Below are 26,472 nucleotides of genomic sequence, written 5' to 3' on the forward strand. Positions count from 1 at the left end.
GTCAACGCATCGGCTTGACCAGAATAAAGAGGCAAGGGGACGAATAATGACAGCACTCAATGCAACAGAATTGACGCATACTCATTCAGGTCGATCGTCGGCGGAAGTCATCGACAGCTTTCAGGGCCAAAGGGCCAATCAACTGCTTAATGAAGCAAAGCAGGCTTTGGATAAGGCCTTTCCTTTAAAGCAGGGGTCTCATTGCGATGTGGTGAGCTACTTTGTTTACTATCAGAATCTATTGGCTTTCTTTGCCGATGGTACGCAGACCGGTTTGCAAAAGCCCTGTCACCTGATTGATAAGGAAGGCCACAGAGAACAGCCGGAGAGTCTGACGCTTCGTAATGAACAGGGCGAAATGGCGCAGATCAGCTTTAAGGTTTCGGGCAGCTGCGGTCGCTCCGATAGCGCTCACATTGATGAGATCAGTTTTCGATTGGTGTAAGTCAGGCTTCGGCCTGACTTACACCCAGGAACTACTGATTCTTAATCGGTAATTCGGTGGTGTTTTTGACTTGCTTGAGAGCAAAGGTGGAGCTTAGGTGATCGACGCTGGGCAGATGTGTGAAGCGGCTTTTCAACAGGTGTTCGTATTCTTCGATGCTTTCCACCACTACCTTGAGTAAGTAGTCTTTATCACCGCTGGTGGTGTGACACTCCACGACTTCGGGGATGTCCTGAACCGACGCTTCGAAGCTGTTCAGCGATGCCTCGTCGTGATTTTTGAGCGTGATATAGATAAATACACTGACCCCCAGATTGAGCTTCTTTCCATCCAGTAAGGTGACTTTGCCGCGGATAATACCTTCCTTTTCCAACCGTTTCACACGCCGCCAGCAGGGCGTGTGAGATAAGCCTACCTGTTGACTAAGCTCGGCCATGGAAACGGTGGCGTCTCTTTGTAAGACACGTAGAATTTCGCGGTCAAATTTGTCCAGTTTCATAACGTCGGTATCACCAAAAAAAGGGGCTGCAAGGGTGCGTGAAATGCCGTTGAAGATCAACGACAAAGTCTAGGATATATATCCTAATATTGTACACATAACCACACATTTCTTGCCAGTGTAAATGTGCGTTGATGAACTTCGCAAGGCATGTCCTCGGGGGTTTAAGCTAGTATGTGCGACACTATAATCGACAATAGAACAACAGGTACCCTGACTATGTCCGTATTTGACCATCATGCTTTTGACAACCACGAGAAAGTGGCCTTTTTTCACGATGAGAAAACGGGTCTCAAAGCAATTATTGCCGTACACAATACTCATTTAGGACCTGCTTTGGGCGGCTGCCGGATGTGGCCCTATGCGAATAGTGAGGAAGCGCTGAACGATGTACTGCGCTTGTCCAAGGGTATGTCGTATAAATCAGCGATGGCGAACCTGAAACTGGGCGGCGGCAAGTCAGTGATCATCGGTAACCCAAGGGAACACAAAACCGACGATATGATGCGCGCGATGGGCGAGGCAGTGCAGAGCATGGGTGGGAAATACATTACCGCCGAAGACTCCGGTATCAGTGTACAAGACTTACGAGCGATGGCAGAGCGCAGTGATTATATTGCCGGCACCCATGCTAACTTCCGTTACGATGGTGCCAAGGCTGATGGCAACCCGGCACCGTCTACCGCCTATGGGGTGTTTGTTGGCCTTAAGGCCTCGGTTCAACATGCTATGAATTGTGAGCTTGAAGGCGTGTCTGTGGCCATTCAGGGGCTAGGACATGTGGGATGGCGTCTGGCGGAACATTTACATAAAGAAGGCGCCAAACTCTATGTGACCGACATCTATCCGGATAACCTGGATAAGGCAAGACAACAGTTTGGTGCCACGGTCGTGGAGCCAGAGGAAATTCTGGCTCTGGATGTGGATGTGGTCGCACCCTGCGCTATGGGGGCTATTTTAAATGACGACAGCATTGCTAACCTAAGAGCTAAAGTTGTTGCCGGGGCGGCGAATAACCAATTGGCGGAAGAGCGTCATGGGGAAGTGCTGCGAGAAAAGGGCATTCTTTACGCACCGGATTACGTGATTAATGCTGGTGGAGTGATCGATATTTATCATCAGAAAACAGACAGTACCGCCGATGCGCTCAAAGCCCACCTGGAAGGCATTGGCGAAACCTTAGTGGAGATCTACCAAAGAGCGGAGCAGAAACAGGTTGCAACGAATACCGAGTCGAATCTGATCGCTGAAGAGCGCTTCCTGAATCAAGCTTAACGGCTCGGATTTTCGGGCTTGCATCCAGCGGGACCATCAGAGATAATGCGCGCCCGCTGGAGACAGCTCCGGCTTGTAAAGTTTCAATGGTGGTCCCCTTGGTCCTCCCGCAATGATACTTCGCGAACCCGGTCAGGCCCGGAAGGGAGCAGCCGTAGTGAACGACTCATGTGCCGGGATGTGGCTGAGGGGATCGCCACCCTCAACTTTCGGCTTTTACCTCTATTCCATCTAAGTAGTTTATCGCCTTGTCGATGGCGTGCTTGACGTTCATCTCCATCTCCTGACGCTCGCTTTGTGAAATGTAAAACGCCATATCCACTTCATAGCGTATATAACGCGGCGGCACCTGGTTTAGAGCTAGGCAACAAAGATCAGCCAGGTAATCGCTGTCCTTAGTGTTCTTTAATCCTCTTTGTTCTATCTGCTCCAACACCAGATGTTCGTAGTAGTTGTGGATGTCATCATCCATTTTCATAAGACCACCTCCGAAGGGTTGTAAAACACGTTTGTTACGGCCTGTTTACACGTCTATGAAACAGCTTCAGGCCCTAGTAAACTGGATTAATCTGCCATTAGTCTAGTCGGCAATCTACAGATAAGAGAATTTAAAATGCAAAAAAATCAAGAACCTGTTTACTACGGCGATTATCTGCAACTGGATAAATTATTGGCGGCGCAGGCGCCCCATAGCAGTCGCTACGGAGAGACAGCCCATGATGAAACCCTGTTTATTATTGTGCATCAGGTGTATGAGCTTTGGTTCAAGCAGGTACTGCATGAGTTGGGCTCAGTGATGGATACCTTTTCCGAGCAAGAGGTCAAGGATCAGCAACTGACCACCGTTGTACACCGTCTGCGTCGGATCATTACCATTCAGGAATTGATGAACGATCAAATCGGCGTGATGGAAACCATGACCCCACAGGAGTTTTTGACGTTCCGGGATTACTTGATCCCTGCATCCGGCTTTCAAAGCATTCAGTTCAAACGCCTGGAGATAAGCCTGGGATTAAAACGCGACTATCGCATCGACTTTGATAAGCAGTCTTTCTATCAGCGACTGGAAGAACAGGATCGCCACTACCTGGAAAAGCTGGAAAACAGGCCCTCGCTGTTTGAACTGGTAGAGTCATGGCTCGAGCGCATGCCTCTTTTAGAGTTTGGCGATTTTAAGTTTTGGGAGCTCTATAATAGTGCCGCCACTGCTATGTTGGCCGAGGATGAGCAAACCGTTCAAAGCAACCAGACTCTTAATGAGAAGCAGCGTGAGACGGAACTAGAAGGCATCGAACAGACCAAGGGCGTGTTTAATGCCTTATTGGATGATAAAGAGTATAAAAAACTGCAACAAAAAGATGAGCTACGGTTGTCGCAACGAGCCATGCTGTCATCGCTATTTATCTGCCAATATCAGGAAGAACCGCTGTTCAACTTGCCCTATCAATTGATTACCTGCCTGACGGAAATTGATGAGAAGTTGACCATCTGGCGTTATCGCCATGCCATGATGGTACAGCGAATGCTGGGCTCAAAGATTGGGACTGGCGGCTCCTCGGGTCACGAATATCTCAAGCGTACTACCGAATCGAACAGGATCTTTAAAGACTTCTTTAACATGTCGACCTTCCTGTTACCTAAAAAAGCGTTACCTGACTTGCCGCAGGAAGTAAGAGAGAGTTTAGGGTTTCATCTGTCGAGAGTGTAACTCTCAGATTGATGACCGTTTGTAATGACTGAACTCGATAGGTGCAAACCATAGATTGCTCGACGGCATTATATTGATGGCTGTATAATATAGTTTACAAATATGAGTATGAATTAAATGTAAACCAGTGAACTTATGGCTTTACGAGAGGAAGCCAAGTTGACCCCAGCGGAGTGCTATGTATATTATCTCTTCAGAGGCGTAAGCCTCGAATAACAAATTGCTAAAAGCAATAAACAATAATCACGAACAAACGCATGTAAATGCGTGAACGTGGTCCAGGGAGACAAAACATGTATACAAATTCCAAGTTGGCGAAGTCCGTTCGCCTAGCCTTAGCGTTTGGTGTTGCTTCTACTGCAACTGTAGCCGGCAACGCTATTGCTCAAGAAGAAGGTGCTGACGATGTTGAAAAAATCTCAGTTACCGGTTCTCGAATCAAGCGTACAGACATGGAGTCTGCAAGCCCAATCAGTGTGTTTTCTGCTGAAGACATTGAGGCCTCAGGCTTTACTACTCTAGAAAACTTCGTGCAGGCTGTTCCTGCGATGAACGGTGGTGCGGAAGGTAGTAATGTGAACAACGGTTCGCGTGGCTTTGCAACAGCGTCTCTGCGTGGTCTTGGTTCAGGTCGTACTCTGGTTCTTATTAATGGTCGCCGTTATGCATCAGGTGATTTGAACTCCATTCCTGTATCTTTCGTTGAGCGTGTTGAGGTACTCAGAGATGGCGCCTCAACTATCTATGGTTCTGATGCAATCGCTGGTGTTATTAACTTCATCACTAAGCGTGATTTTGAGGGCGTTGAAATCACCGCCCAGCACGATGTTACTACTGAAAACGATGGTGAGATCACCAAGTTTGCGGTCACCACTGGTACTTCCAGTGATAAAGGCAATGTGGTTTTGGCCTTGGAATACAGCGACCGTAATGCAATTTTCCAGGGTGACCGCGAGTTTGCTGAGTGCCCAATCTTTGAACGGAATGGTGAGAAGGTTTGTGGGGGTTCCGGTACTATCCCATACGGCCAGTTCTTCAATGCAAACTACTCTGGCCACGTCGTTGACCCAATGACAGGCGAAGTTCGTCCTTTCGACCAGGCGGTTGATGGCTTTAACTACGCTACAACCTCTAAAATGCAGACTCCTCAGCAGGTGTTCTCAATCAACGGTTCTGCAACCTATGAAATCACTAACGACACTATGGTGTTCGCTGAGGGTGGTTTCACAAACCGTAAATCAGACCAGTTGATGGCTCCAGAGGGTACTTTCTGGGCACCTCTGATGCCTGCAACCAACCCCTACAATCCAGTTGGCGAAGATATCTTTGTTGCTCGTCGTCTGCGTGAAACCGCCGGCCGTGAGTTTACTCAGGACTTCTCGGACTACCGTATGGTATTCGGTTTTGAAGGCTACTTCGATAACGGTGTTTCTTGGGACTTGGCCTACAACTATGCGCGTTACGTAGATGCGCGTCTTGACAATGGTCGTGTAAACCCAACTCGCATTGAAACGCTGCTTGATCCTGCGAAGTGTGATGATGATGCAGCTTGCCCAGAAGTATGGAATATTCTGGAAGCGGGTACGTTGACCGACGAGATGATCAACTACGCATTTGTACCGAACTCTCCAATTGTTCGCAGTACTGTTAAGCAGTTAATGGGTAACTTGTCCGGTGACTTCGGAACTTTCGAACTGCCTGGCGGTGCTCCAATGTGGGCGGCTGGTTTTGAGCAGCGTTGGGAAGATTACAGCAACACGCCTGACGGTGCAGCCTCAATCGGTCAAATATACTCCGTAGCTGGTGATCCTACACAAGGTCAGTTTGAAGTAACGGAATTTTACGGTGAGGTTTCCTTGCCAGTACTGGAAACCGTAAGTATCTCTGCGGCTGTTCGTTCAACTGACTACTCCTTCTTGGATGACCGCGCAACCAATTCTAAAATTGGCGTCGAGTGGGAACCCCTAGATGGCTTATTGCTGAGAACGACGGTAGCCGATGGTTTCCGTGCTCCAAGCATAACCGAGTTGTTTGCTCCTCAGGCAGAGACTAACTTGGCTTACAACGATCCTTGTGAGAACTATGGTTCGTCCAACGTATCTCAGACTGTAAAAGATAACTGTGCGGCCGATGGCCTGCCTGGTAACTTCGAGCTGTCTTCTAACCAATCGAGCACAGTAGAAGGTGGTAATACAGAACTTGAGCCGGAAGAGTCAGAGAGCTTGACTGCGGGTGTCGTCTACACTCACGACAGCGGCTTCACTGCAGCGTTGGATTATTTCGATATCGAGATCACAAACGGTATCGGCACTGTTGGTACTGACAACGTGGTAAATGGTTGCTATAGCTCTCCAGACTTCTCTAGCCCATTGTGTGATTTCATCGAAGGTCCTTCACTGACTGGCGATGCACCTCACCCAACGTCTCCTTACCGTAGTGCCCTTGGTACTGTGGCTGGTGTACTGCTAGTTAATGAGAACCTGTCAACGTTCCAAACTTCAGGTGTGGACTTTGACTTCTCATATTCAATGCCAATGGGTGCGGGTGACCTGTCAATGCGTGTAGATGGTACTTGGTTGAACGAGTACACCTATCTTCCGTATGAAGGCGCTGACGTGGTTGAAGCTGCAGGTAAAGTAGCTGCCGACCAGTGGGAAACTACACTGGCAGTATTCCCTGAATGGCGTACCAACATTGGCTTAATGTATACGGCGGGTGACTTCTCCCTGAACTGGACAAGTCGTTACCAGTCAGAAGGTGAAGATATCTTTGCTTCAGAAGATAACCTGGACAACATCGCAGATTCTATCTGGTACCACGATGTACAGGGCACTTACTACATGAAGAACTATAGCTTCACTTTGGGTGTACGTAACCTGCTCGATGAAGAGCCTCCATACATTACTAACAACCAAGACATGAACACCATTAACCAGTCGTATGACGTAGCAGGCCGCTACATGTACGCACGAGTTACTGCGAAGTTCTAATATAAGCTTGTTGTTTAGTAATAAAAAAAGCCGCTTTCAAAAGCGGCTTTTTTATGCCTTGTTAACGCTATAATAAGGTGCCGTTTTTATCGTCTCGGAGGGGTTATGCCGCCATCCAATACAGTCCAGTCATATATTGAAAGGGCTTTTTCTCTATACAGCTCTGGTCACGTCAAGGAAGCCAGACAACTCGCTATGAAAATAGCCGGTCAGGGAATTGCTTTTCCTAATATGTATAACTTACTCGCTGGATGTGAGAGACGGCTGGGTAACTATAATGACAGTGAGTCCTACTATAAGAATGCGTTAAAGTATGAGGCAAAAAACCCACAAACTTATAACGGCTACGGGTTGCTATTAAGTTCAATGGGGGAAGAAGAACGGGCAGAGGAGCTGTTCAATCAGGTTCTTAAATTAGATAGTGCAAATATAGATGGTCTACTGAACCTTGCGAGCCTATACAAAAGGAAGCACCGATTAAACTGCGCTCTATTAACCTTAGAAAAGGCGATAAAGGCCCACCCCGGTAAACCGAGTGTGGTGATACCTTATGTTGATATCCTTGCGACGCTAAAACACGAGAGTGCATTAATGCAGCAGTTGAGTTCAGTAGAGAGGCATAAGGATCGCTTTTCAGAACAACAGTTAGTGAGTCTGGGAAAAGTCTTGCGTCGTTGCGGTAAGTATTCGGAGGCATTAAGTTGGCTCACTTATGGACTAACTCGCTATACAGGGTCAATAGCCCTTCGGCAACTTGCGGCTATGTGTTGTCAGCTATCTGGGCAGAAGGAAAGAGCGGAAGATTTGCTCAAGGATTGCTTAAAGATCGATGAGACAGATTTTAAGACCCACGAAATACTCTCGGAACTACTATGGCTGAGAAATGAAAAGGATAGTTTCGCCTATTATCGGGCTGCACTAGAAAAGTATCCCGAGAACCAACCTGTTTTAGCAGGTATGTTATTAAAGCTGATTAAGGTTGAGCATTTTGACGAGGCCAATGAATACATTAGTCGCCTTCTTAAGCTTAATGCCAGCAACCCATACGCTCATGCTGCTAAAGGTTATATTAGCCGGGAAACCGGGAGTTTCGAACAGGCCATTTCTTCATATAGGAAGGCGAGTAACCTGGCCCCGGGAAATTCAAACTTTTTAAGGGAGCTTGCTGTCTGCCACATGGTGAATCAAGAGTACCCGGCGGCGGATGAATACATCCAAAAGCTCATCAAGAGCAATCCCTACGACCAAGGGTGGTGGGCTTGTAAAGCTACTTTGCTCAGGCTGATGGGGCGTATGGATGAATATTATGGTCTGTATAACTATAGTGATTTTGTCCAAGTATACAGTTGCTTGGAGAATATAAAAGGACAGAGCTCCGATTGCTTTCTTGATGAATTGAAGTGTCGGCTAGAGGAGTTTCACAGGGACAAAAACCACCCAATAGATCAATCTCTTCGTCATGGAACCCAGACGATGGATAATCTATTCGACATGATGGATCCAACCATTCAACGATTAAGGACCGCGATTGACGCTTCCTTGGAGCGCTATATTCAACAGCTACCCGTAGATGACTCACATCCGTTTTTGAGGAGAGTGTCGTCAGGTTTTAAGTACCAGGGCTCATGGTCTGTGAAGCTTAAATCATCGGGATTTCATAAGAATCATTACCACCATGAAGGTTGGATCAGTGCCCCGTTATATGTAGATATTCCCAGTATGAACGGGACAGATGGACAAGGCTGGCTGAAACTGGGCCAGCCCGAATTGAGCCGGTTTATTGAGCTTGAGCCTGATTATGTGGTGAAGCCTAAGGAAGGGTGTGTTGTATTTTTTCCATCGTATATGTGGCATGGGACAATTCCTTTTACTTCACAGTCAAACAGGCTAAGCGTTGCATTTGATGTTGTTCCTAAGTGAACTTTTTTAATTGGAGGTTATATGTATTGGGGACCTATACAGCCAAAAAGTGAAGAAAATGAGAAGGAGCTAGAGATTCATCCTGGGGTCATCGATATGCCAAAGGATGAGTTAATGCTTGCTTCCTGTAGTTATATTTTGGGTAATATTTATGGATTTAAAAAATCAGTGGAAAAAGGGATGGCCGTTGATAGGGATGGTCAGTATATCCCGCTGTATACTTACCCTACGATAGAGTACTTAAGGCAGTTTGACCTTTCTAAAAAGGTCGTGTTTGAGTTTGGCGGAGGTGCGTCGACACTTTATTGGATGGAGCGAGCTGAGAAAGTTTACACTGTTGAGAATAACGCTAAGTGGTATGAAAAGCTAAAGGCAATGGTGAACAACAATGTTGAACTTCTGTATGCGGCGGGGGAACAGTTCCCTAAAGTAATCAAGAGCATAGGGGGGCGTTTAGATCTGATTGTTGTCGATGGAGCCGGGTATCGCTATGACTGCGCTCGCTTCGCTGTCGAATGTTTGTCTGATAATGGTGTAATCATTTTGGATAATGCGGACTGGCATCCAAACACGGCTAAAATGTTAAAAAACTCGGGGCTACTTCAAGTGGATATGTATGGCTTTAAGCCGACAGAGTCGCACACTTCAACAACCTCTTTATTCCTTAAGCGGAATTTTGATTTTCCGACACGTCAGACAAAGCAACCTGCTTTTGGTTGGGGTGCAAAGGAGTTGCATTCGGACGATTGGGATAAGCAGCTTTTAGACTAGGGGCAAAACTTGTAGGTTCAGGAGGGCAATGCCCACTGAACATTGAAAACCCGGCCGTAATGAAATTTTTGCGCTTCAGGTAAACAAAAACACACATCACCAATAATTTAACTTTCTTATACATTGACATTTCACTGATTAGTGTAACTCTTAGCGTTTGAACTGGCTCATATTAACTTTGACAAAAGTAGGGACAAACGATGGAAAGAATTTATATCGCTGCGCTTTTTTGTGTGTTGTTAGGTGGGTGTGCATCAACAAGTGATGACGGTGAAACAGCAGTAGCTAGTAACGGAGATGAGGAACTGGTTTGCGAGTACTATAAACCAACAGGCTCACATGTAAAGAAACGGTTTTGTGTGACTAAGTCACAAAAAGAAGCGCAACGAATAAAGGAAGAACGAGATATGCGGAATCTCGAGAATCAAAGGACTTTAAAGAACTGATTATGAGTCCCTTCTAAAAGGCTGGTAGTTTCTACGGTGACATTAACCCGTTGAGCTACCACTAGAGTGTTAGCGTGAGATTATTATTCCTTAACCCCAGCTTATTTCAAGAAGTTATCCAGCGATACTCAGTCATAGCTTGGGGCTGATAAGTAGGATGAGATCAGACACCGAAGTGACGTTTTATGACATATTGTTAATGGAACAGGATGATAAGGTTAATAATTGAGCACGTCTTATTAGGCCACTCTGTGACAGGCTTTCCAGTGAGGTTACGTGAGAGAAGACGTTATAAATAGGTAAACGCTACAGCTAGACGACCTTGACATTTTTAACGGTTCCGTGTGAATATTCGAGGTTCCGCACTTTGGTAATCTCTGCCAACGTGCTACATATCATTAACAAAACCGTTTTTAATAGCCCCTTACCAAGGCGCAGGTGTTAGCGCTGGGTGAGGATTAAAGACAGAAAATTGGTTGGGAACTATGTCCAATATGAGCAAGAGAAATCTAATCGCTTCTGCCGTTATCGGCGCGTTTGCGCTAGGTAGCAGCCAGGTAGTCTCTGCAGACCCATTAAAAACTTTGCAACAAGAAGAAGCAAAGATTCATAAGGCTGCAGCGCAATCTCAAGAGAAGATCAACAGAATCTACGAACAGACTCAGGAGCTTTTGGCAGAGTACCGTCAGGTGGTCGATGAGACTGAAAACCTGAAAGTGTACAACGACCACGTAGCAGGCTTGGTTGCTGACCAGGAAGATGCTATTGCGTCTTTGCAACGTCAGATCGACAACATTGAAGGCGTTAAACGTGGCGTAGTTCCTTTGATGTATCGCATGATCGATTCACTGGAGAAATTCATTGACTTGGATCTGCCCATCAATCTGGACGAGCGTAATGCTCGTGTTGCTAAGCTTCGTGATTTGATGAGCCGCTCTGATGTCACAACTTCCGAGCAGTTCCGTCAGGTACTGGAAGCTTACTTGGTTGAGTTGGAGTACGGCACTCGCATCCGTGCCTATCAGGGGGAGCTGAGCTACAACGGTCAGCAGATCTCGGCCGACTTCTTCAACTTGGGGCGTACGGCCTTGCTGGCTCTGTCTCTTGACCAGAAAAACGCCTGGGTATGGAATAACGATGCCCGCGCTTGGGAAGAGCTAGGCGATGAGTATATCGGCTCAGTTACCAAAGCTGTGAAAATGGCTAAGAAACTGGTGCCCAGCGACCTTGTTAAACTACCAATTAAAGCCGCGGAGTAATCAGAATGAAACACTTAGTTAAATCTGCCTTACTTACGGCAGCGGTTGCTGTAAGTGCTGCACCAGTCTATGCACAATCCAGTAATACACTGGATCAGTTGCTGGAAGAAGTGAAGAAAGATCGCATTTCAGAGACACGCATCAACGAGCAACGTGAGCGTGAGTTTCTTTCCGAGCGCGCCGACAAACAAGCTTTGTTGCGTCAAGCACGCGCTGACCTGAAAGCTGAAGAAGAACGCGGTGAGCGTTTGTCCGAACAGTATCAGCAAAACGAAGTGCGTTTGGCCGATAAAGAGCAAGAACTGAAGAATGCCACCGGTACTCTGGGTGAGATGTTTGGTGTGGTTCGTCAGGCTGCAGGTGAAGCCTATGGCCGTATCTCTACCTCTATTGTGAGTGCCGAATACCCAGGTCGTGGCGAGTTCTTAGAAGAAATGTCTTCTGAGTCTAAAGGTTTGCCTAATATCAGCGAACTTGAAGAGCTGTGGATTGCTCTGCAAACTGAAATGACCGAGTCCGGCAAGATCTCTCGCTTCAACACCGAAGTGGTGAAGCTGGATGGTGGTTCTGAAACTCAGGAAGTGGTTCGTGTAGGTACCTTTAACCTGATCGGTAACCAAGGTTACCTGCAGTTCAGCACCGAGAACAACCAGGTACAGCCTTTAGGCCGTCAGCCTGGCGATCACATGGTGTCTGCTGCGCAGGACTACAAAGAATCAACTTCTGGCGTACACCCTTTGTATGTTGACCCGTCTCAAGGTTCTATCCTGGGGCTGTTGACCGCTAAGGCAACCTTGATGGAGCGTTATCACGCCGGTGGCTTGCCAGGCTACATCATTACAGGCCTGTTTGCCTTGGGTGTGCTTATCTCACTGTACAAGCTGGTCACTCTGACAGCGATGGGCGGTAAAATCCGTACTCAGCTGAATAATACTGGTAACCCATCTGCTTCTAACCCTCTGGGCCGTATCCTGAAGGTATACCAAGAGAACAAAGACGCCGATGCAGAAAATCTGGAAATGAAGTTGGATGAAGCTATTTTGCGTGAGCTTCCTAAGATTGAAAGTGGTGTAAACATCATCAAGATCTTGGCGGCCATTGCGCCATTGCTGGGTCTACTGGGTACCGTAATTGGTATGATCGCCACCTTCCAGACCATTACTCTGTTTGGTACGGGCGACCCTCGTATGATGGCAGGTAGTATCTCCATGGCTCTGGTAACAACGGCACAGGGTATTATCGCGGCTCTGCCACTGATCCTGCTACACAGCATTGTTGCTGGCCGTGCGAAGTCCATTACACACGTTCTCGATGAGCAAGCTGCGGGCATCGTAGCGGCTCACGCTGAGGTGGAGAAAGCTTAATATGTTATACCTGATAGAACTTTGGGAATCTGTCAGGGATTTTATCGCTACCGGCGGTGACGTGCTCTATGTCGTTGCTGCCGCGCTCTTCCTCATGTGGATCTTCATGATCGAGCGCTTTTGGTATGTGTCTTCCGTGTTTCCTAAGGAGATGAAACAGATCATTTCCGATTGGGATGCACGGGAGGATACAACATCCTGGTATGCGCATAGAATCCGTGAAGCATGGATTTCGCAAGCATCGGATAGGCTCAATCAACGTTTGCTGCTGATTAAGACTCTGGTAGCAATGTGCCCTCTGATTGGTTTGTTAGGAACCGTCACCGGGATGATAGCTGTATTCGAGGTGATGGCGGTACAAGGCACGGGGAACCCACGTCTGATGGCGGGTGGTATCTCCATGGCAACAATTCCGACAATGGCCGGAATGGTCGCCGCACTATCTGGAGTGTTTTTCAGCTCTCGCCTGGAAGCCCGGGTCAAAATGAGCAAAGAAAAACTCGTCGATAGCTTGCCTCACCATTAGAGAGAGAATTATATGGCTCGTAAGATTCGAGAAGAAGAAGAGGAAGCAGCAATTGATATGACTCCGATGCTCGACATCGTATTTATCATGCTGATCTTCTTTATTGTAACTACCTCCTTTGTGAAGGAGGCAGGGATCGAAGTCCTTAAGCCTGCGGCAACGCAAGCCACCAAATTTAAAAACGCCAACATCTTTGTGGCGGTCACCGAAGATGGTGATGTTTGGTTGGATAAGCGTCAGGTTGAAGTCGAAAGTGTTCGCTCAAACATTGAGCGTCTACTGGCGGAACAGCCAACTCGCGTTGTGTTTGTTCAGGCGGACCAGAAAGCGAAACACGGTGTTGTTGTGAAGGTCATGGACCAGATCAAGGCAGCGGGTATTGAGCAGATCTCTGTAGCAGCAAAGGGTAGTTAAATATGCTTCGTCTAATAGTTTCTATACTAGTAGGTGCGGGCGTAACCTTTGCACTGTTTGTGTTAATGGCAGAATTGATTTCTAATTCCGCCCGCCCTGGAGAAGAACCGCCACCGGCACCGGTTATCGATGTCGTGATGAGTGAACCGGACTCCAGTACGCAAACACGCTCTCGGGTTCCGCCACCACCACCACCGCCACCAAAACAGCCGCCTAAGATGGAACCTCAGGAACCTGATGCGGCCGAAGCCGATGCCAACATGAACTTTGACATGCCTGGCGTCGATGTGGGTGGTGCCAATGTGGACATTTCAGGTCCAGGTGCAATGATGAGAGATGGTGAAGCCACTCCTATCGTGCGAATTGAACCTAAGTATCCCATCGAAGCGGCTCGTGACGGAAAAGAAGGTTGGGTACGTTTGTCATTCACTATCAATGAAGTGGGTGGCGTAGAAGACATCGACGTAATCGATGCCGAACCCAAGCGCATCTTTGACCGTGAAGCGCGTCGTGCATTGAGTCGTTGGAAATACAAACCGAAAGTTGTCGAAGGCAAGCCTGTCAAACAGTACAACATGAAGGTTCAACTTGACTTTAAATTGGAGCAGTAGAATGACATTTACGAAAAATCCAATCCAAAAGTTGCTGGTTGCCACATCTGTTGCTGTTTATGCGTTCTCGGCCAATGTTGCTGCGCAGGACGATAAGGGAAAGGACCAGCCCAAGGCGACGCCTCCTTCGGTATGTGCTGACTATCAGAAAAGTTCAACTAGCGTTCCTGGCCAACGTGTGGGCAAGAAAATTCAAAATGCGTTTGAGGAATACAGCAATGATAACGTGCAGGGCGCGTTAGAAATTCTGTATGACATCGATACGTCGAATGAATTTGATCGTGCTTATACTGATCGCTTTATCGGTAACTTGTTGGCTGCACAGGAAGGCAAGGCGCAGGAAGCGTTACGTTATCTGACTCGTGCAGTAGAGGCGAATGAGCTAAACGATAGTGAGCAGTTTGGTACCATGAAGTTGGTGGCAGACTTGAGTATGCAGGAAGAAAACTATCGTGAAGCCTTAAAGTGGTATCAGCGCTGGTTGGATGAAACCTGTAAGAACAATCCGGATGTCTACGTGCGTATGTCTCAGGCTTATTATGAGACCAAGCAACTGGATAAGATGGTTGCACCTGCGAACAAGGCCATCCAATATGCCGAAAAGCCGGATAAAAACCCCTATGTATTGAAGATGACGTCTTACTACGAACGTAAGATGTATCCTCAAGCCATAGAGGTGACTGAGCAACTGGTTAAGCTGTTTCCGGAAACGGATCAGTGGTGGACTCAGCTAGCATTTTTCTACATGTTGGTAGAAAACTATCCTCAAGCTCTGCAGACTATGGACTTAGCATACAAACAGGGCTATGTGGATAAGAAGTCAGAGATTAAGGCTCTGGCGCAGCTTTTCGCCACTAACGGAATCCCATACAAGTCTGCTAAATTGTATGAGGAAGCGCTTAACTCGGGCATGATTGAAAAAGACGCTAAGTCTTTTGCCACTATCGCCAATACCTGGCATCAGGCTAAAGATGTGCTCAAGGCTGCGGACTATTACGGTAAAGCCGGTGCCTTGAGTAATGATCCTGACCATTTCCGTCGTCAGGGCTCATTGCTGATGGCTGCTCAGGAGTATGGTAAGGCAGTACGTGCGCTGGATAAGGCAATATCGCTAGCAACTGATGATAAGGGCAACTTGTATATGTCTATGATGGAAGCGAACTTCTATCAGGGCAAATTTAAAGAAGCTCTTCGATATGTTCAGTTAGCTAAGCAAGATAGCTCTACACGTCGCAGCGCAAATAGCTGGGAGCCCTATATTAGAGAGAAGGCCAAAAACCGTGGCATTCAACTTTAATTATTAAGCTATAAAAAAAGCCCCGTTCAGGGGCTTTTTTTATAGCTACTGAAAAGTATTAGTGAAATAAAAATTCTGTCGACGTGGTCTATGCTTGAGAGAGCCAGTCGGCCTATAAAAAAGCTATTACAGAGGAAAAAGGTTTATGAAACAGGTTAAGAAAACTCATATTGCATCAGCACTCGGCGCTATGGTGTTAGGTTCTATGGCTACTACAGCTGCAGCGGTAGAGACGGAAAATCCTTTTGGCATGACAACCCTGGAGTCGGGGTATATGCAGTTTGCCGGTGAGGGCAAGTGCGGCGAAGGCAAGTGCGGAGAGGATAAAAAAGCCCGCAAGGAAGGCAAATGTGGCGAGGGCAAATGCGGTGAAGAAAAAATGGCCCACAAAGAAGGGAAGTGTGGCGAAGGTAAATGCGGCGAAGCAAAGAAAGCTCACAAAGAAGGGAAGTGTGGCGAAGGTAAATGCGGCGAAGAAAAAATGGCCCACAAGGAAGGGAAGTGTGGCGAAGGTAAATGCGGCGAAGCAAAGAAAGCCCACAAAGAAGGGAAATGTGGCGAAGGTAAATGCGGCGAAGCAAAGAAAGCCCACAAAGAAGGGAAATGTGGCGAAGGTAAATGTGGCGAAGCAAAGAAAACCCACAAAGAAGGGAAATGTGGCGAAGGCAAATGCGGTGGTTCGCATTAACGTCCTCTGGCAGAATGAGGGAGGCCGGTCTTAGCCGGCCTTTTTTAAGGAGTCTTATGGGTATAACGCAATCCGAAGTTGGCCTTGGATTCAGGCGAGAAATGATTGAAGACGTGTTGGAGTACGGTCAGGTTCCAGTGGATTTCTGGGAAGTGGCTCCAGAAAACTGGATTCCCCTGGGAGGCCGGTATCACCAGGATTTTGCGACTCTAACCCGTCAGTATCCGTTTAAAACTCATGGTCTGTCGTTGTCCATCGGCAGTCCCGATCCATTGGATATTGAGTTTGTTAAGTCGGTTAAAAGCTTCCTCGATCGTCACGATATACAGCACTACTCCGAGCACTTAAGTTATTGCTCGGGCGAAGGGCATCTTTACGATCTGATGCCCATTCCTTTTACCGAGGAAGCAGCAGATTATGTAGCAAAGCGCGTGCGCCATGTGCAGGATATTATTGAGCGACCATTGATCCTTGAAAATGTATCCTATTACGCGGCACCCGGACAGGAATTGAGTGAATTGGAATTTACCCTGGCAGTTATAGAGCAAGCTGACTGTCAGCTATTGCTGGATGTGAATAATATTTATGTTAATGCGACAAACCACGGTTATGACCCCATGGAGTTTTTACAAGGCTTGCCAAGCGAGCGAATAGCCTATGGTCATATTGCCGGACACTTTAATGAAGCCGAGGATTTAATTGTCGATACTCACGGTGCCGATGTGATCGAACCGGTCTGGCAGTTGCTGGAGCAGGCTTACCTACTGCATGGAGTATTCCCAACTTTGTTGGAGCGCGACTTTAATATTCCCCCTCTGCCCGAGTTACTGGCTGAGGTAGATCGGATCCGTCAGATCCAGCATCGTCATTTAGCTCAAGCCAGTAAGAGTGCATGATGTCCTTCAAGCAGGTTCAAAGAGAGTTTTATCAGCACATTCGAGACCCAGAGCATAGCCCCCGCCCTGAAGAGCTTGAAGACCGGCGTATGCGGATTTATCGGGAGCTGTTTTTTAATAACGTAAAAGGTTTCTTAGATACCGGATTTCCAGTCCTCAAGAGTCTATACTCCGAGTTGAATTGGCAGAAGCTGTGTCGGCAGTTTTTTGTCGAACACCGTTGCCGGTCGCCCTATTTTGTCGACATCAGCAAGGAGTTTGTGGAGTACCTAGACAGGGAATACCAACCCCGGCCAGACGATTATCCCTTTTTGGCAGAGCTGGCTCACTATGAATGGGTGGAGTTGGCGCTGGATAGCTCGACCCAAACCATTGCCCCTGAGCAACTCGTGACTCAATTGGTGCCGTCCTCGGCGTTGAGCATATCGCCACTGGCGTGGTTGCTAAGCTATGACTATCCGGTTCACCAGGTCGCCCCTAAATACTGTCCAGACTCGTCTGATGGTCCCTATTATTTTGTGGTGCACAGGGACATAGAGCATTGTGTTCATTTCACTCAGCTAAACCCCATGAATGCGGTGATGCTGGATTTTATCGACAATCATCCCGGCGTTAGCACCGAAATGGTAATAACGCAGATGACGAGTCACCTGCCTCAGTTAGCCCCTCAGCAGGTTTATCAGGGGGCGATGGCAGCTCTTCAAGAACTGGCACACAAACAGGTCCTGATCGGGGGCGAGTCCGGCTAGGAATTTGACCGGCTTTGCTATAAGATTTGCCGCCTAGAAACTTCTAAGGTCATAGCATGCAAGAGAAACAAACGAGTCAGGATCCTTTTAACTTCAAGTATCTGTTGATAGCTTTGGTGGTAATGCTGGCAATGCCAACGGTCCATGCCATTCTCGGCTGGTTTGTGTTTTACCTCTAAACTAAGCAAATTGTGAATCTCGACCAGATTAAAGCCACTATTACCACGGTGCCGGACTACCCCAAGCCCGGTATTCAGTTTCGCGATGTGACCACCTTAATGCAGCATGACGCCGCTTTTAAAGCCTGTATTCATCATCTTGCTGCGCGGTTCGATGATCTTAAAGTGGATAAGGTGGCTGGTACAGAAGCCAGGGGCTTTGTCTTCGGGGCTCCTCTGGCCATGGCGTTATCGGTCGGCTTTGTGCCTATCCGCAAGGCCAATAAATTGCCAAGAGCGGTGATCCGGCAGGAATATGAGCTTGAATATGGCAAAGACATGCTGGAGTTGCATCGGGACGCGGTTCAACCCGGCGACCGGATCCTGCTTATTGATGATCTTTTGGCCACAGGTGGCACCATGTTAGCCACTGCAGCCTTGGTCAGGCAGCTCGGAGGCGTCGTCGAAGACGCTGGATTTGTCGTGGACCTCCCCGCTCTGGGCGGTCGAGCCCGACTGCAGGAGGCTGGAATCCGCTGCCATACCCTGTGTCAATTTGAGGGAGACTGAGGCGATGGGATATCAAGTTCTGGCCCGGAAATGGCGGCCTGCCAACTTCGGTGAGTTGGTAGGGCAGGAGCATGTGGTGAAAGCCATTAGTAATGCGCTGGACACCGATCGCCTGCATCATGCCTATCTGTTTACCGGTACCCGGGGTGTGGGAAAGACCACCATTGCCCGTATATTCTCCAAGAGTCTGAACTGTGAGCAGGGCATGGGATCAACCCCCTGCGGCCAATGTCATACATGTGTCGAGATCGATAGCGGCAATTATGTGGATCTGCTGGAGATCGATGCGGCTTCCCGTACCAAGGTGGAGGACACTCGTGAGCTGCTGGACAATGTTCAGTACAGTCCGACGCGAGGTCGCTACAAGGTTTACCTGATTGACGAAGTACATATGCTTTCCAAGCATAGCTTCAATGCGCTTCTCAAAACACTGGAAGAGCCGCCACCGCATGTAAAATTTCTTTTAGCTACAACAGACCCACAGAAACTGCCAGTCACGATTTTGTCACGCTGTTTGCAGTTTAACCTTAAAGCCTTATCGCGAGAGCAGATAGGACAGCAGCTGAAATACATTCTCGAACAGGAAAACATTGGCTATCAGAGCGAGGCCATTGCTCAGTTGTCCAGAGCGGCTCAGGGCAGTATGCGCGACGGTCTTAGCCTCACCGACCAGGCCATAGCCCAAAGCGGCGGTGACGTCTCCGTTAAGGTGGTGGTGGATATGCTGGGGCTGATGGATCGCAATCAGATTCTCAAGCTGTTGCATGCCGTTGCTCAAAACGACGCCGATGAGGTGATGCAGCAGGTGGATGCCCTGTCGATTCAGGCGCCCGATTACAACCAGCTGTTAGCGGATTTGCTGAGCTTGTTACATCAAGTTGCATTGACGCAGTTGGTACCGGACAGCTGCAAACTGGAAACGGCTACCGCCAAGGCCATCTATCAACTTGCTAAGATGTTACCTGCCGAGCAGGTACAGCTCTTCTATCAAATTGCGTTGCAGGGTCGAAAAGATCTCCCCTTCGCATCCGACCCCAGAAGTGGTCTGGAAATGACGCTATTGCGTATGTTGGCTTTTACGCCAAAGGCTGAAAAAAAAACTCCGCAAAAGCTAGATGAGCTGTCAAAACAGGCTTATCAAAGCGAAGCTGTTTCCAAGGATGATGCAGTAGCCGACGAGCGCGACAGCGTCAAAAGTAGTGAACTGGAGCGACTGCAAGCTCAGCAAGATGCCATCTGGGCGGAGTCTGATAAATTGCAGTCACCGTTGACCGCAGCACAGCCGAACTCTCACACTGAACAGCCAGAGCCAGAGCCAGAGCCAGAGCCAGAGCCAGAGCCAGAGCCAGAGCCAGAGAGCCAGACCGCTAAGATTCTGAATCTGCGTGCCCGTCTGTTGCAGTCCGGCAACGACGCAGAAAGCGAACCAGTCAGCGAATCCAAGTCTTCGGACGCGTCGACTGAAATTACGACGAAACAGGTACTTAAGGCCCCGGCTCCATCACCTGAACCAGAAAACAACGCTGAAACTGAGCCACAAGCCACCGGAACACCCGCTGAACCGTCAGAGGAAGCGCACCAGTATCAGCCCTATGATGAAGCGCCGCCCTGGACCGATGATGACTTACCGCCTATGGGGGAGTCTGACTTTGGCGGGCAGTCGGCGCCAGTCGATTTCTCTCAGCCTGACCCGGACACGCCTGCAGTGCCAGAGGCAGTAACTGCTGAGCAGCCACAACATGATTCAAGGCACTCTTCCTCCGAAGGCGCGGGCATGAAGACCTCGCAGCCGGAGCCGGATAGTTGGTCGGCCGATGACGGGGACGATGATCCAAAAGTAGTGGCCATCGATAAAACCTTAACAGCCTTCTTGGATAATGGTGAAAAGGTACTTCATGCCAGTCAGCTGGATGCCTGGGCAAGGCTTATTGAAGACAGTGGTTTAATGGCGCTGCCGAAGCAGGTGGCCTTGCACTCTAATTGTCAGCGTCAGGATAATAGCTTTCGGCTGACACTGAATTCGGCCAAGGAACACTTGCTGCGGGAGGACACTCTGGAGCAATTGACCCTAACCCTTTCTGAGCATATGGGCCAGTCGGTGCATGTGAGTGTCAATATTGGTGAAACCCTGAATACACCGTTTGCGCTGAATTACCATATCAAGCGAATGCGACAGGCTCATGCCGAGACGGTCATTGCCGAAGATGCGGGGGTAGCGAACCTGAGGGAGACTTTCGGCGCGAAAGTGATTCCCGACAGCGTTCAACCCAGATAAAATAAAGCAGTAAACTGAATAAAAGAGGTAGCTATGTTTAAAGGCGGAATGGGCAACATCATGAAACAAGCCCAGCAAATGCAGGAAAAGATGCAGAAAGCCCAGCAGGAGTTGGCCGAACTGGAAGTGACTGGTGAAGCCGGAGCAGGACTGGTCAAGGTTACTATGACCTGCAACCACAACGTGCGTCGGGTGCATATCGATGAAAGTCTGATGGAAGACGACAAAGACATGATCGAAGATCTGATGGCGGCCGCTACTAACGACGCGGTGCGTCGGGTGCAGGAAACCAGTCAGGAAAAAATGCAGTCGGTTACCGGTGGGATGCAACTCCCCCCAGGCATGAACATGCCGTTCTAACTGGCATTGTTGATGACAACCTATTTTTGCGGCTGCCCTGGGCAGCCGTTTTTACTTCGGTACTAAGTATTATGAAATTCAGCCCCTTACTCGATGAGTTGATTGAACAGTTCAAGGTTCTGCCCAGTGTGGGGCAGAAGACGGCGCAGCGTATGGCGTTTCACTTGCTGGAGCGTAACCGTGAAGGCGCGCTTAAGCTCTCTGACGCGCTGCGTAACGCCATGGAACATATTCAGCACTGTCGTCAGTGCCGGACCTTCACCGAGTCTGACCTGTGCGATATCTGCGCCAGCTCCAAGCGCCAGGCCAGCGGCACTGTTTGTGTGGTGGAGTCGCCCCAGGATGTGCTGGCCATTGAACAAACCTCGCAGTATCAGGGGTTGTATTTTGTGTTGATGGGGCATCTGTCACCCATTGATGGGATAGGCCCTAAGGATATTGGTCTGGATGTGTTCGCCGGTATGCTGGATGACACGGACACTCAAGAGGTGATCCTGGCCACTAACTCGACAGTGGAAGGCGAAGCCACCGCTCACTATATCCATCAGCTTTGTCAGGAGCGGGAAATTAAAACCACCCGCATCGCTCAGGGAGTGCCGGTGGGCGGTGAACTCGAGTATCTGGACGGCTCTACCCTGGTGCACGCTTTCTCGGGTCGGCGGGAACTATAATTTTTAGTCTGGTGAGGTTGAAATTGCCCTGCCTGCCCCTATCTCCCTGTTCGTAGTATTGATAATGAACTAGGAGAGCTTTCTATGGCCGATGCAGCCCATGTAGAAACGCACGGTTTTCAGACTGAAGTAAAGCAACTGCTTCAGTTGATGATTCATTCCCTGTATTCCAACAAAGAGATTTTCCTGCGTGAGTTGGTTTCCAACGCCGCCGACGCCGCCGACAAGTTGCGGTTTAAGGCGCTGTCGGATAACAGCCTGTATGAGGATAACGGCGATCTGCGAGTACGCATCAGCGCCAATAAAGAGGCCGGTACCGTCACCATTAGTGATAATGGAATCGGCATGACCCGCGACGAGGTACTCCAGAATCTTGGGACCATCGCCAAGTCGGGTACCGCCGAGTTCTTCAGTAAGCTGTCTGGCGACCAGGCGAAAGACTCTCAGCTTATCGGTCAGTTCGGTGTGGGCTTTTATTCGGCCTTTATCGTCGCAGACAAAGTCACTGTTCGTACCCGGGCGGCGGGCCATAAAGCCGATGAAGCGGTGGAATGGATCAGTGAAGGTGAGGGCGAGTACACCGTCGCCGACATTGAGAAAGCCGATCGTGGTACCGAGATCATCCTGCACCTGAGAGACGACGAAAAAGAGTTCCTGGACGACTGGCGCCTGCGCTCCATCGTCAACAAATACTCCGACCACATCAGTATCCCGGTGGAAATGTATAAAGAGGCCGAGCCTGAGCGCGACGGCCCGGACGGTGAGAAGATCCCCGAGCAGCCCGCTCACTGGGAAACCGTGAATAAGGCCACTGCCCTGTGGAACCGCGATAAGTCGGAGATCAGCGATGAAGAATACAAAGAATTCTACAAGCACGTCTCTCACGACTTTGGTGACCCGCTAAGCTGGTCACACAACAAGGTTGAAGGCAAGACCGAGTACACCAGCCTGCTCTATATCCCGTCCAAGGCGCCGTTTGACCTTTGGAACCGGGAGCAGAACCACGGTCTTAAGCTTTATGTGCAGCGTGTGTTTATCATGGACGACGCCGAGCAGTTTATGCCCACCTACCTGCGCTTTGTAAAAGGGGTGCTGGACAGCTCAGACTTACCGCTGAATGTGTCCCGCGAGATTCTGCAAGACAACCGTATTACTCAGGCCATCCGTCAGGGTTGTACCAAGCGTGTGCTGACCATGCTGGAGCGCATGGCCAGAAACGATGCCGACAAATACCAGAGCTTCTGGAACGAGTTTGGTAATGTGATCAAAGAAGGCCCGGCGGAAGACTTTGCCAATAAAGAGAAGGTTGCTGGTCTGCTGCGTTTTGCTTCCACTCATGAGGACAGTGACGCTCAGACCGTATCGCTGGACGACTACATTGGACGCATGAAAGACGGGCAGGACAAGATCTATTATGTTACCGCCGACAGCTACCTGGCGGCCAAAAACAGCCCGCATCTGGAAATCTTCCGTAAGAAGGGCATCGAAGTGCTGTTGATGTACGATCGCATCGACGAGTGGCTGATGTCCCATCTGAATGAGTATCAGGAGAAGTCTTTCCAATCCATCACCAAAGGCGATCTGGATCTGGGTGACCTGGATGATGAAGACACTAAGAAGGCTCAGGAAGAGGCGGAAAAACAGGTCGAGGGCATCGAAAAGCGCGTCAAAGACGTGTTGGGCGAAAGAGTGAAGGAAGTTAAGCTCAGTCATCGTCTGACCGATTCGCCAGCGTGCGTAGTGGCCGATGAGCATGGCATGAGCACCCAGATGGTGAAGTTGATGCAGGCGGCCGGTCAGCCCGTCCCTGAGGTGGCATACCACTTCGAACTGAATCCGGAGCATGAGCTGGTGAAAACCCTGTCGGACATTCAGGATGAAGAGCGCTTTAAGGCCTTCACCGAAGTATTGTTTGACCAGGCGTCACTCACCGAACAGGGCAGTCTGAAAGATCCTGCTCAGTATGTTCAAAAGGTCAATCAGTTACTGATGACGTTGCTTAAGTAACAACAGGGCGGGCCACTGAGCCCGCCTTTTTTAATCCCACTCCATCAGGTCTCTCATCGCTCATTAAGGCTAAAAGTCGTTAAGGAGTGGTATCGCTGGTTAAACTTTAGTCCAAGTCGCTTAATACTGAAGTGGTACGCCTTGTATCCTTAATACCGAATGTGTAAAGTTCCAACTTTACTTTCAACTGATCACTGATTACGCAAGGGGACACGGTATGCGCATCATTCTTCTTGGCGCGCCAGGTGCCGGTAAAGGCACTCAAGCCCAGTTTTTGATGGGTAAGTTCGGCATTCCACAGATCTCGACCGGCGATATGCTACGGGCAGCCATCAAGGCAGGTACCGAACTCGGCTTACAAGCCAAGCAAGTTATGGACGAGGGCAAGCTAGTATCCGATGAGTTGATCATCGGCCTCGTGAAAGAGCGCATCGCTCAGGACGACTGCGCCAACGGTTTCCTGTTGGACGGCTTCCCGCGCACTATCCCGCAAGCCGATGCCATGAAAGAGCACAATATCGCCATCGATCATGTGATTGAGTTCGATGTGGATGATGAGGTGATCGTGGAGCGCATGAGCGGACGTCGCGTGCATCCCGCTTCGGGCCGTGTTTATCACGTGAAGTACAACCCGCCGCAGCAGGAAGGCAAAGACGACCAAACCGGCGAGGAACTGGTGATCCGCGATGATGACCGCGAAGACACCGTGCGTAAGCGTTTAAACGTCTACCATGAGCAAACCGAGCCTTTGGTCAGTTACTACCAGAAAGAAGCTGAAGCAGGAAATTGTCAGTTCCACAAAGTGGATGGCACCAAGCCGGTTGAACAGGTCAGTCAGGAACTGGCCGAGCTTCTGGACTAACTCAGTATTTAAAACCCGGCTTAGCCGGGTTTTTTTGTCTGCATCCGTTATGTCTCTATTTCCCGGAGTGTATGAAAACGGCAGGCCCGACGGACCTGTGGTGGTCTTGCTACACAGCTCTTTGAGCAGCGCTCGCCAGTGGCAGGCTTTGATCAGCGAGTTGCAGGGCCACTGGCGCATATTGAATTTGGATCTGCTCGGTTATGGTCAGGCGCCAGCGCCCCACGATAAAGAGCGTCCATTTTCCCTCGCTCAGGAAGTACAGCGCATCGAAGGTATACTGGCTGATTATGAGGTTGAGTCTTTCACTCTGGTGGGCCATTCTTTTGGCGGTGCGGTGGCTCTGAAGCTGGCCTACGAGCTAGGAGACAGAGTAGAGTCTATGGCATTATTTGAGCCGGTGGCCTTTCACCTGTTAAATCCTGACAGTGAAGGCCTTACGGAAGTGCTGAGCATCTCAGGCCAGATGACACAGGCCGATAACTTTCAGGCGGCACAACAGTTTGTGGATTACTGGAACGGTAAAGGCTATTTTGCCGCTTTGCCGGAGAGGTTGCAGGCTGGAATGGCTGCTCAGGTACCCAAGGTCCGACAGGATTTCGAAGGACTTATCGGTGAAGGGTACACGTTGACCGATTATCGGGCGTTGACCTTGCCCTGTTTGCTTATGGCTGGTGAGCAAAGTCGCCGATCCAGCCGTGCCGTGGCGAAGGCACTGTCGCACACTCTGCCTGACTGTCGATTTACGTTCACTCCTGGTGGTCATATGGCGCCGATCAGCCATAGCGAGGCTGTTAACAAACACATACTCTGTTTCCTGGATAGCATTAGCAGCCATCCAGCACGTTATTAGTCGTTGTCAGAGAGTACATCTGCCGGTCCATAATGGATGTTTTGCAGCGAATCAGTGGCCAGTTTGGTGATTTGGTGAGCGTCGCAAGCTGGCTGCTTTGGGAATTCGTATTGCCTAAGAAAGTGGTCGATCAGTGTTAGTCTGGAAAAAGGCTTGTGATCAGACTCGATCACTGTCCAGGGAGCCACGGTGCTGTGGGTGTTCTGAAACATCCTTGAATAGGCTTCGCTGTAGTCATTCCAGCGTTGTCGGCTGACTACATCCATCTGGCTGAACTTCCAGTTTTTCCTTGGGTGTTTCAGTCTTCTCTCAAACCGCTTAGCCTGCTCCTGATGTGAAATGGATAAGAAATATTTGTGCAGCTTCAGCCCCTCATTGACCAGGCTATGTTCTAACAAAAGAACGGTTTGTAAAAACTGCTCAAGCTGTTCCTGACTACAAAAGTTCATCACCGACTCGACTCCGGCGCGGTTATACCAGCTCCGGTCGAACAAGACGATTTCACCGCTGGCCGGGAGGTGTTTCAGGTAGCGTTGAAAGTACCACTGGCTCTGCTCCCGCGGCGTTGGTTTATCCAGTGCCACAACTCGGTAAAAGCGAGGGTTCAGATGCTGGGTAATGGTTCGGATCATGCTGCTCTTTCCGGCGCCATCTCGTCCCTCAAGCAAAATAACCACTTTTTGCTGGGTATCTCTGACCCACTGCTGGAAGTGAACCAACTGGGTTTGACGCTGTTTGAGCTGCTGACGGTGACTTTTATCGTCCAATTGCTTCTGGCCCCGCTCCTCTGAAAGGGTTATTTTTTATTATAATTCAATGTCTAACCTTTGCACTCTGTGACAAGTTGTTGCAAAGCCC

At 49.1% G+C, this 26,472-nt stretch carries 27 protein-coding genes and 1 other RNA gene; 25 read left to right on the forward strand and 3 right to left on the reverse strand.

Annotated features, from left to right (window positions below; translation table 11 throughout):
• Positions 1-46: 46 nt before the first annotated feature.
• Positions 47-445, forward strand: coding sequence for an aldolase/citrate lyase/malate synthase family protein (locus HMF8227_RS04240; RefSeq protein ID WP_109339003.1), 399 nt, complete (start codon positions 47-49; stop codon positions 443-445).
• Positions 446-476: 31 nt separating this feature from the next.
• Here HMF8227_RS04240 and HMF8227_RS04245 read toward each other — a convergent pair whose 3' ends face one another.
• On the reverse strand, positions 477-944 hold the full coding sequence (locus tag HMF8227_RS04245; RefSeq protein ID WP_109341002.1) for an Lrp/AsnC family transcriptional regulator: 468 nt from the start codon (positions 942-944) through the stop codon (positions 477-479).
• Between the two features lie 219 nt (positions 945-1,163).
• On the opposite strand from HMF8227_RS04245, the gene HMF8227_RS04250 reads away from it, so the two are divergent.
• Together HMF8227_RS04250 and ffs are read left to right on the forward strand one after the other, a co-directional pair.
• Complete coding sequence (locus tag HMF8227_RS04250; RefSeq protein WP_109339004.1) at positions 1,164-2,219, forward strand: Glu/Leu/Phe/Val family dehydrogenase; 1,056 nt, start codon at positions 1,164-1,166, stop codon at positions 2,217-2,219.
• A gap of 96 nt (positions 2,220-2,315) precedes the next feature.
• Positions 2,316-2,412, forward strand: an RNA gene (gene ffs, locus HMF8227_RS04255) — signal recognition particle sRNA small type.
• 9 nt (positions 2,413-2,421) lie between these two features.
• On the opposite strand, the gene HMF8227_RS04260 is transcribed toward ffs, so the two are convergent.
• A complete protein-coding gene (locus tag HMF8227_RS04260) occupies positions 2,422-2,697 on the reverse strand; it encodes a late competence development ComFB family protein (protein ID WP_109339005.1) in 276 nt (91 codons plus the stop codon).
• Positions 2,698-2,832: 135 nt separating this feature from the next.
• On the opposite strand from HMF8227_RS04260, the gene HMF8227_RS04265 reads away from it, so the two are divergent.
• The 22 genes from HMF8227_RS04265 to HMF8227_RS04360 all read left to right on the forward strand — a co-directional run bounded on the left by HMF8227_RS04265 (position 2,833) and on the right by HMF8227_RS04360 (position 25,614).
• Entirely contained in the window at positions 2,833-3,927 is a 1,095-nt protein-coding gene (locus HMF8227_RS04265) for a tryptophan 2,3-dioxygenase family protein (protein ID WP_109339006.1), read from the forward strand.
• Positions 3,928-4,220: 293 nt separating this feature from the next.
• Positions 4,221-6,917 (forward strand): TonB-dependent receptor plug domain-containing protein, encoded by a 2,697-nt coding sequence (locus HMF8227_RS04270; protein WP_109339007.1) that lies wholly within the window; start codon positions 4,221-4,223, stop codon positions 6,915-6,917.
• 105 nt (positions 6,918-7,022) lie between these two features.
• On the forward strand, positions 7,023-8,837 hold the full coding sequence (locus tag HMF8227_RS04275) for a 2OG-Fe(II) oxygenase family protein (RefSeq protein WP_109339008.1): 1,815 nt from the start codon (positions 7,023-7,025) through the stop codon (positions 8,835-8,837).
• A 21-nt stretch (positions 8,838-8,858) separates the two neighbouring features.
• Positions 8,859-9,608, forward strand: a complete 750-nt coding sequence (locus tag HMF8227_RS04280; RefSeq protein ID WP_109339009.1) for an O-methyltransferase — start codon at positions 8,859-8,861, stop codon at positions 9,606-9,608.
• A 200-nt stretch (positions 9,609-9,808) separates the two neighbouring features.
• The gene (locus HMF8227_RS15020; RefSeq protein ID WP_162558492.1) at positions 9,809-10,054 is read left to right on the forward strand and encodes a hypothetical protein; all 246 of its coding nucleotides are present in this window, start codon (positions 9,809-9,811) and stop codon (positions 10,052-10,054) included.
• A 494-nt stretch (positions 10,055-10,548) separates the two neighbouring features.
• Positions 10,549-11,313, forward strand: coding sequence for a DUF3450 domain-containing protein (locus tag HMF8227_RS04285; RefSeq protein WP_109341003.1), 765 nt, complete (start codon positions 10,549-10,551; stop codon positions 11,311-11,313).
• Positions 11,314-11,318: 5 nt separating this feature from the next.
• Positions 11,319-12,677 (forward strand): MotA/TolQ/ExbB proton channel family protein, encoded by a 1,359-nt coding sequence (locus HMF8227_RS04290; protein WP_109339010.1) that lies wholly within the window; start codon positions 11,319-11,321, stop codon positions 12,675-12,677.
• Position 12,678: 1 nt separating this feature from the next.
• Positions 12,679-13,203, forward strand: coding sequence for a MotA/TolQ/ExbB proton channel family protein (locus tag HMF8227_RS04295; RefSeq protein WP_109339011.1), 525 nt, complete (start codon positions 12,679-12,681; stop codon positions 13,201-13,203).
• Positions 13,204-13,215: 12 nt separating this feature from the next.
• Entirely contained in the window at positions 13,216-13,617 is a 402-nt protein-coding gene (locus HMF8227_RS04300; protein ID WP_109339012.1) for an ExbD/TolR family protein, read from the forward strand.
• Between the two features lie 2 nt (positions 13,618-13,619).
• Entirely contained in the window at positions 13,620-14,228 is a 609-nt protein-coding gene (locus tag HMF8227_RS04305; RefSeq protein ID WP_109339013.1) for an energy transducer TonB, read from the forward strand.
• Between the two features lies 1 nt (position 14,229).
• The gene (locus HMF8227_RS04310) at positions 14,230-15,525 is read left to right on the forward strand and encodes a tetratricopeptide repeat protein (RefSeq protein ID WP_109339014.1); all 1,296 of its coding nucleotides are present in this window, start codon (positions 14,230-14,232) and stop codon (positions 15,523-15,525) included.
• 145 nt (positions 15,526-15,670) lie between these two features.
• Complete coding sequence (locus tag HMF8227_RS04315) at positions 15,671-16,213, forward strand: HvfA family oxazolone/thioamide-modified RiPP metallophore (RefSeq protein WP_109339015.1); 543 nt, start codon at positions 15,671-15,673, stop codon at positions 16,211-16,213.
• A 56-nt stretch (positions 16,214-16,269) separates the two neighbouring features.
• Complete coding sequence (locus tag HMF8227_RS04320) at positions 16,270-17,109, forward strand: HvfB family MNIO-type RiPP peptide maturase (protein ID WP_109339016.1); 840 nt, start codon at positions 16,270-16,272, stop codon at positions 17,107-17,109.
• Positions 17,106-17,858: an HvfC family RiPP maturation protein gene (locus HMF8227_RS04325; RefSeq protein WP_109339017.1), complete on the forward strand. Its 753-nt coding sequence runs from the start codon at positions 17,106-17,108 to the stop codon at positions 17,856-17,858. The genes HMF8227_RS04320 and HMF8227_RS04325 overlap by 4 nt, the downstream gene beginning before the upstream one ends.
• A 56-nt stretch (positions 17,859-17,914) precedes the next feature.
• Positions 17,915-18,037 carry a hypothetical protein gene (locus tag HMF8227_RS15235; protein WP_275425497.1) on the forward strand — a complete coding sequence of 41 codons (123 nt, stop codon included), beginning with the start codon at positions 17,915-17,917 and terminating at the stop codon, positions 18,035-18,037.
• A 12-nt stretch (positions 18,038-18,049) separates the two neighbouring features.
• Positions 18,050-18,586, forward strand: coding sequence for an adenine phosphoribosyltransferase (apt, locus tag HMF8227_RS04330; protein ID WP_109339018.1), 537 nt, complete (start codon positions 18,050-18,052; stop codon positions 18,584-18,586).
• 4 nt (positions 18,587-18,590) lie between these two features.
• On the forward strand, positions 18,591-20,861 hold the full coding sequence (gene dnaX, locus HMF8227_RS04335) for a DNA polymerase III subunit gamma/tau (protein WP_109339019.1): 2,271 nt from the start codon (positions 18,591-18,593) through the stop codon (positions 20,859-20,861).
• Between the two features lie 33 nt (positions 20,862-20,894).
• On the forward strand, positions 20,895-21,221 hold the full coding sequence (locus HMF8227_RS04340) for a YbaB/EbfC family nucleoid-associated protein (RefSeq protein WP_109339020.1): 327 nt from the start codon (positions 20,895-20,897) through the stop codon (positions 21,219-21,221).
• 71 nt (positions 21,222-21,292) lie between these two features.
• Positions 21,293-21,892, forward strand: coding sequence for a recombination mediator RecR (recR, locus tag HMF8227_RS04345; RefSeq protein ID WP_109339021.1), 600 nt, complete (start codon positions 21,293-21,295; stop codon positions 21,890-21,892).
• 84 nt (positions 21,893-21,976) lie between these two features.
• A complete protein-coding gene (htpG, locus tag HMF8227_RS04350; RefSeq protein ID WP_109339022.1) occupies positions 21,977-23,899 on the forward strand; it encodes a molecular chaperone HtpG in 1,923 nt (640 codons plus the stop codon).
• A gap of 217 nt (positions 23,900-24,116) precedes the next feature.
• A complete protein-coding gene (gene adk / locus HMF8227_RS04355) occupies positions 24,117-24,761 on the forward strand; it encodes an adenylate kinase (protein WP_109339023.1) in 645 nt (214 codons plus the stop codon).
• A gap of 49 nt (positions 24,762-24,810) precedes the next feature.
• The gene (locus tag HMF8227_RS04360) at positions 24,811-25,614 is read left to right on the forward strand and encodes an alpha/beta fold hydrolase (protein WP_162558493.1); all 804 of its coding nucleotides are present in this window, start codon (positions 24,811-24,813) and stop codon (positions 25,612-25,614) included.
• Here HMF8227_RS04360 and ppk2 read toward each other — a convergent pair.
• The gene (gene ppk2, locus HMF8227_RS04365; protein ID WP_162558494.1) at positions 25,611-26,381 is read right to left on the reverse strand and encodes a polyphosphate kinase 2; all 771 of its coding nucleotides are present in this window, start codon (positions 26,379-26,381) and stop codon (positions 25,611-25,613) included. The two genes, HMF8227_RS04360 and ppk2, sit on opposite strands and share 4 nt — an antisense overlap.
• Positions 26,382-26,472 lie beyond the last annotated feature (91 nt).

Source organism: Saliniradius amylolyticus (assembly GCF_003143555.1).
GTDB lineage: Bacteria > Pseudomonadota > Gammaproteobacteria > Enterobacterales > Alteromonadaceae > Saliniradius > Saliniradius amylolyticus.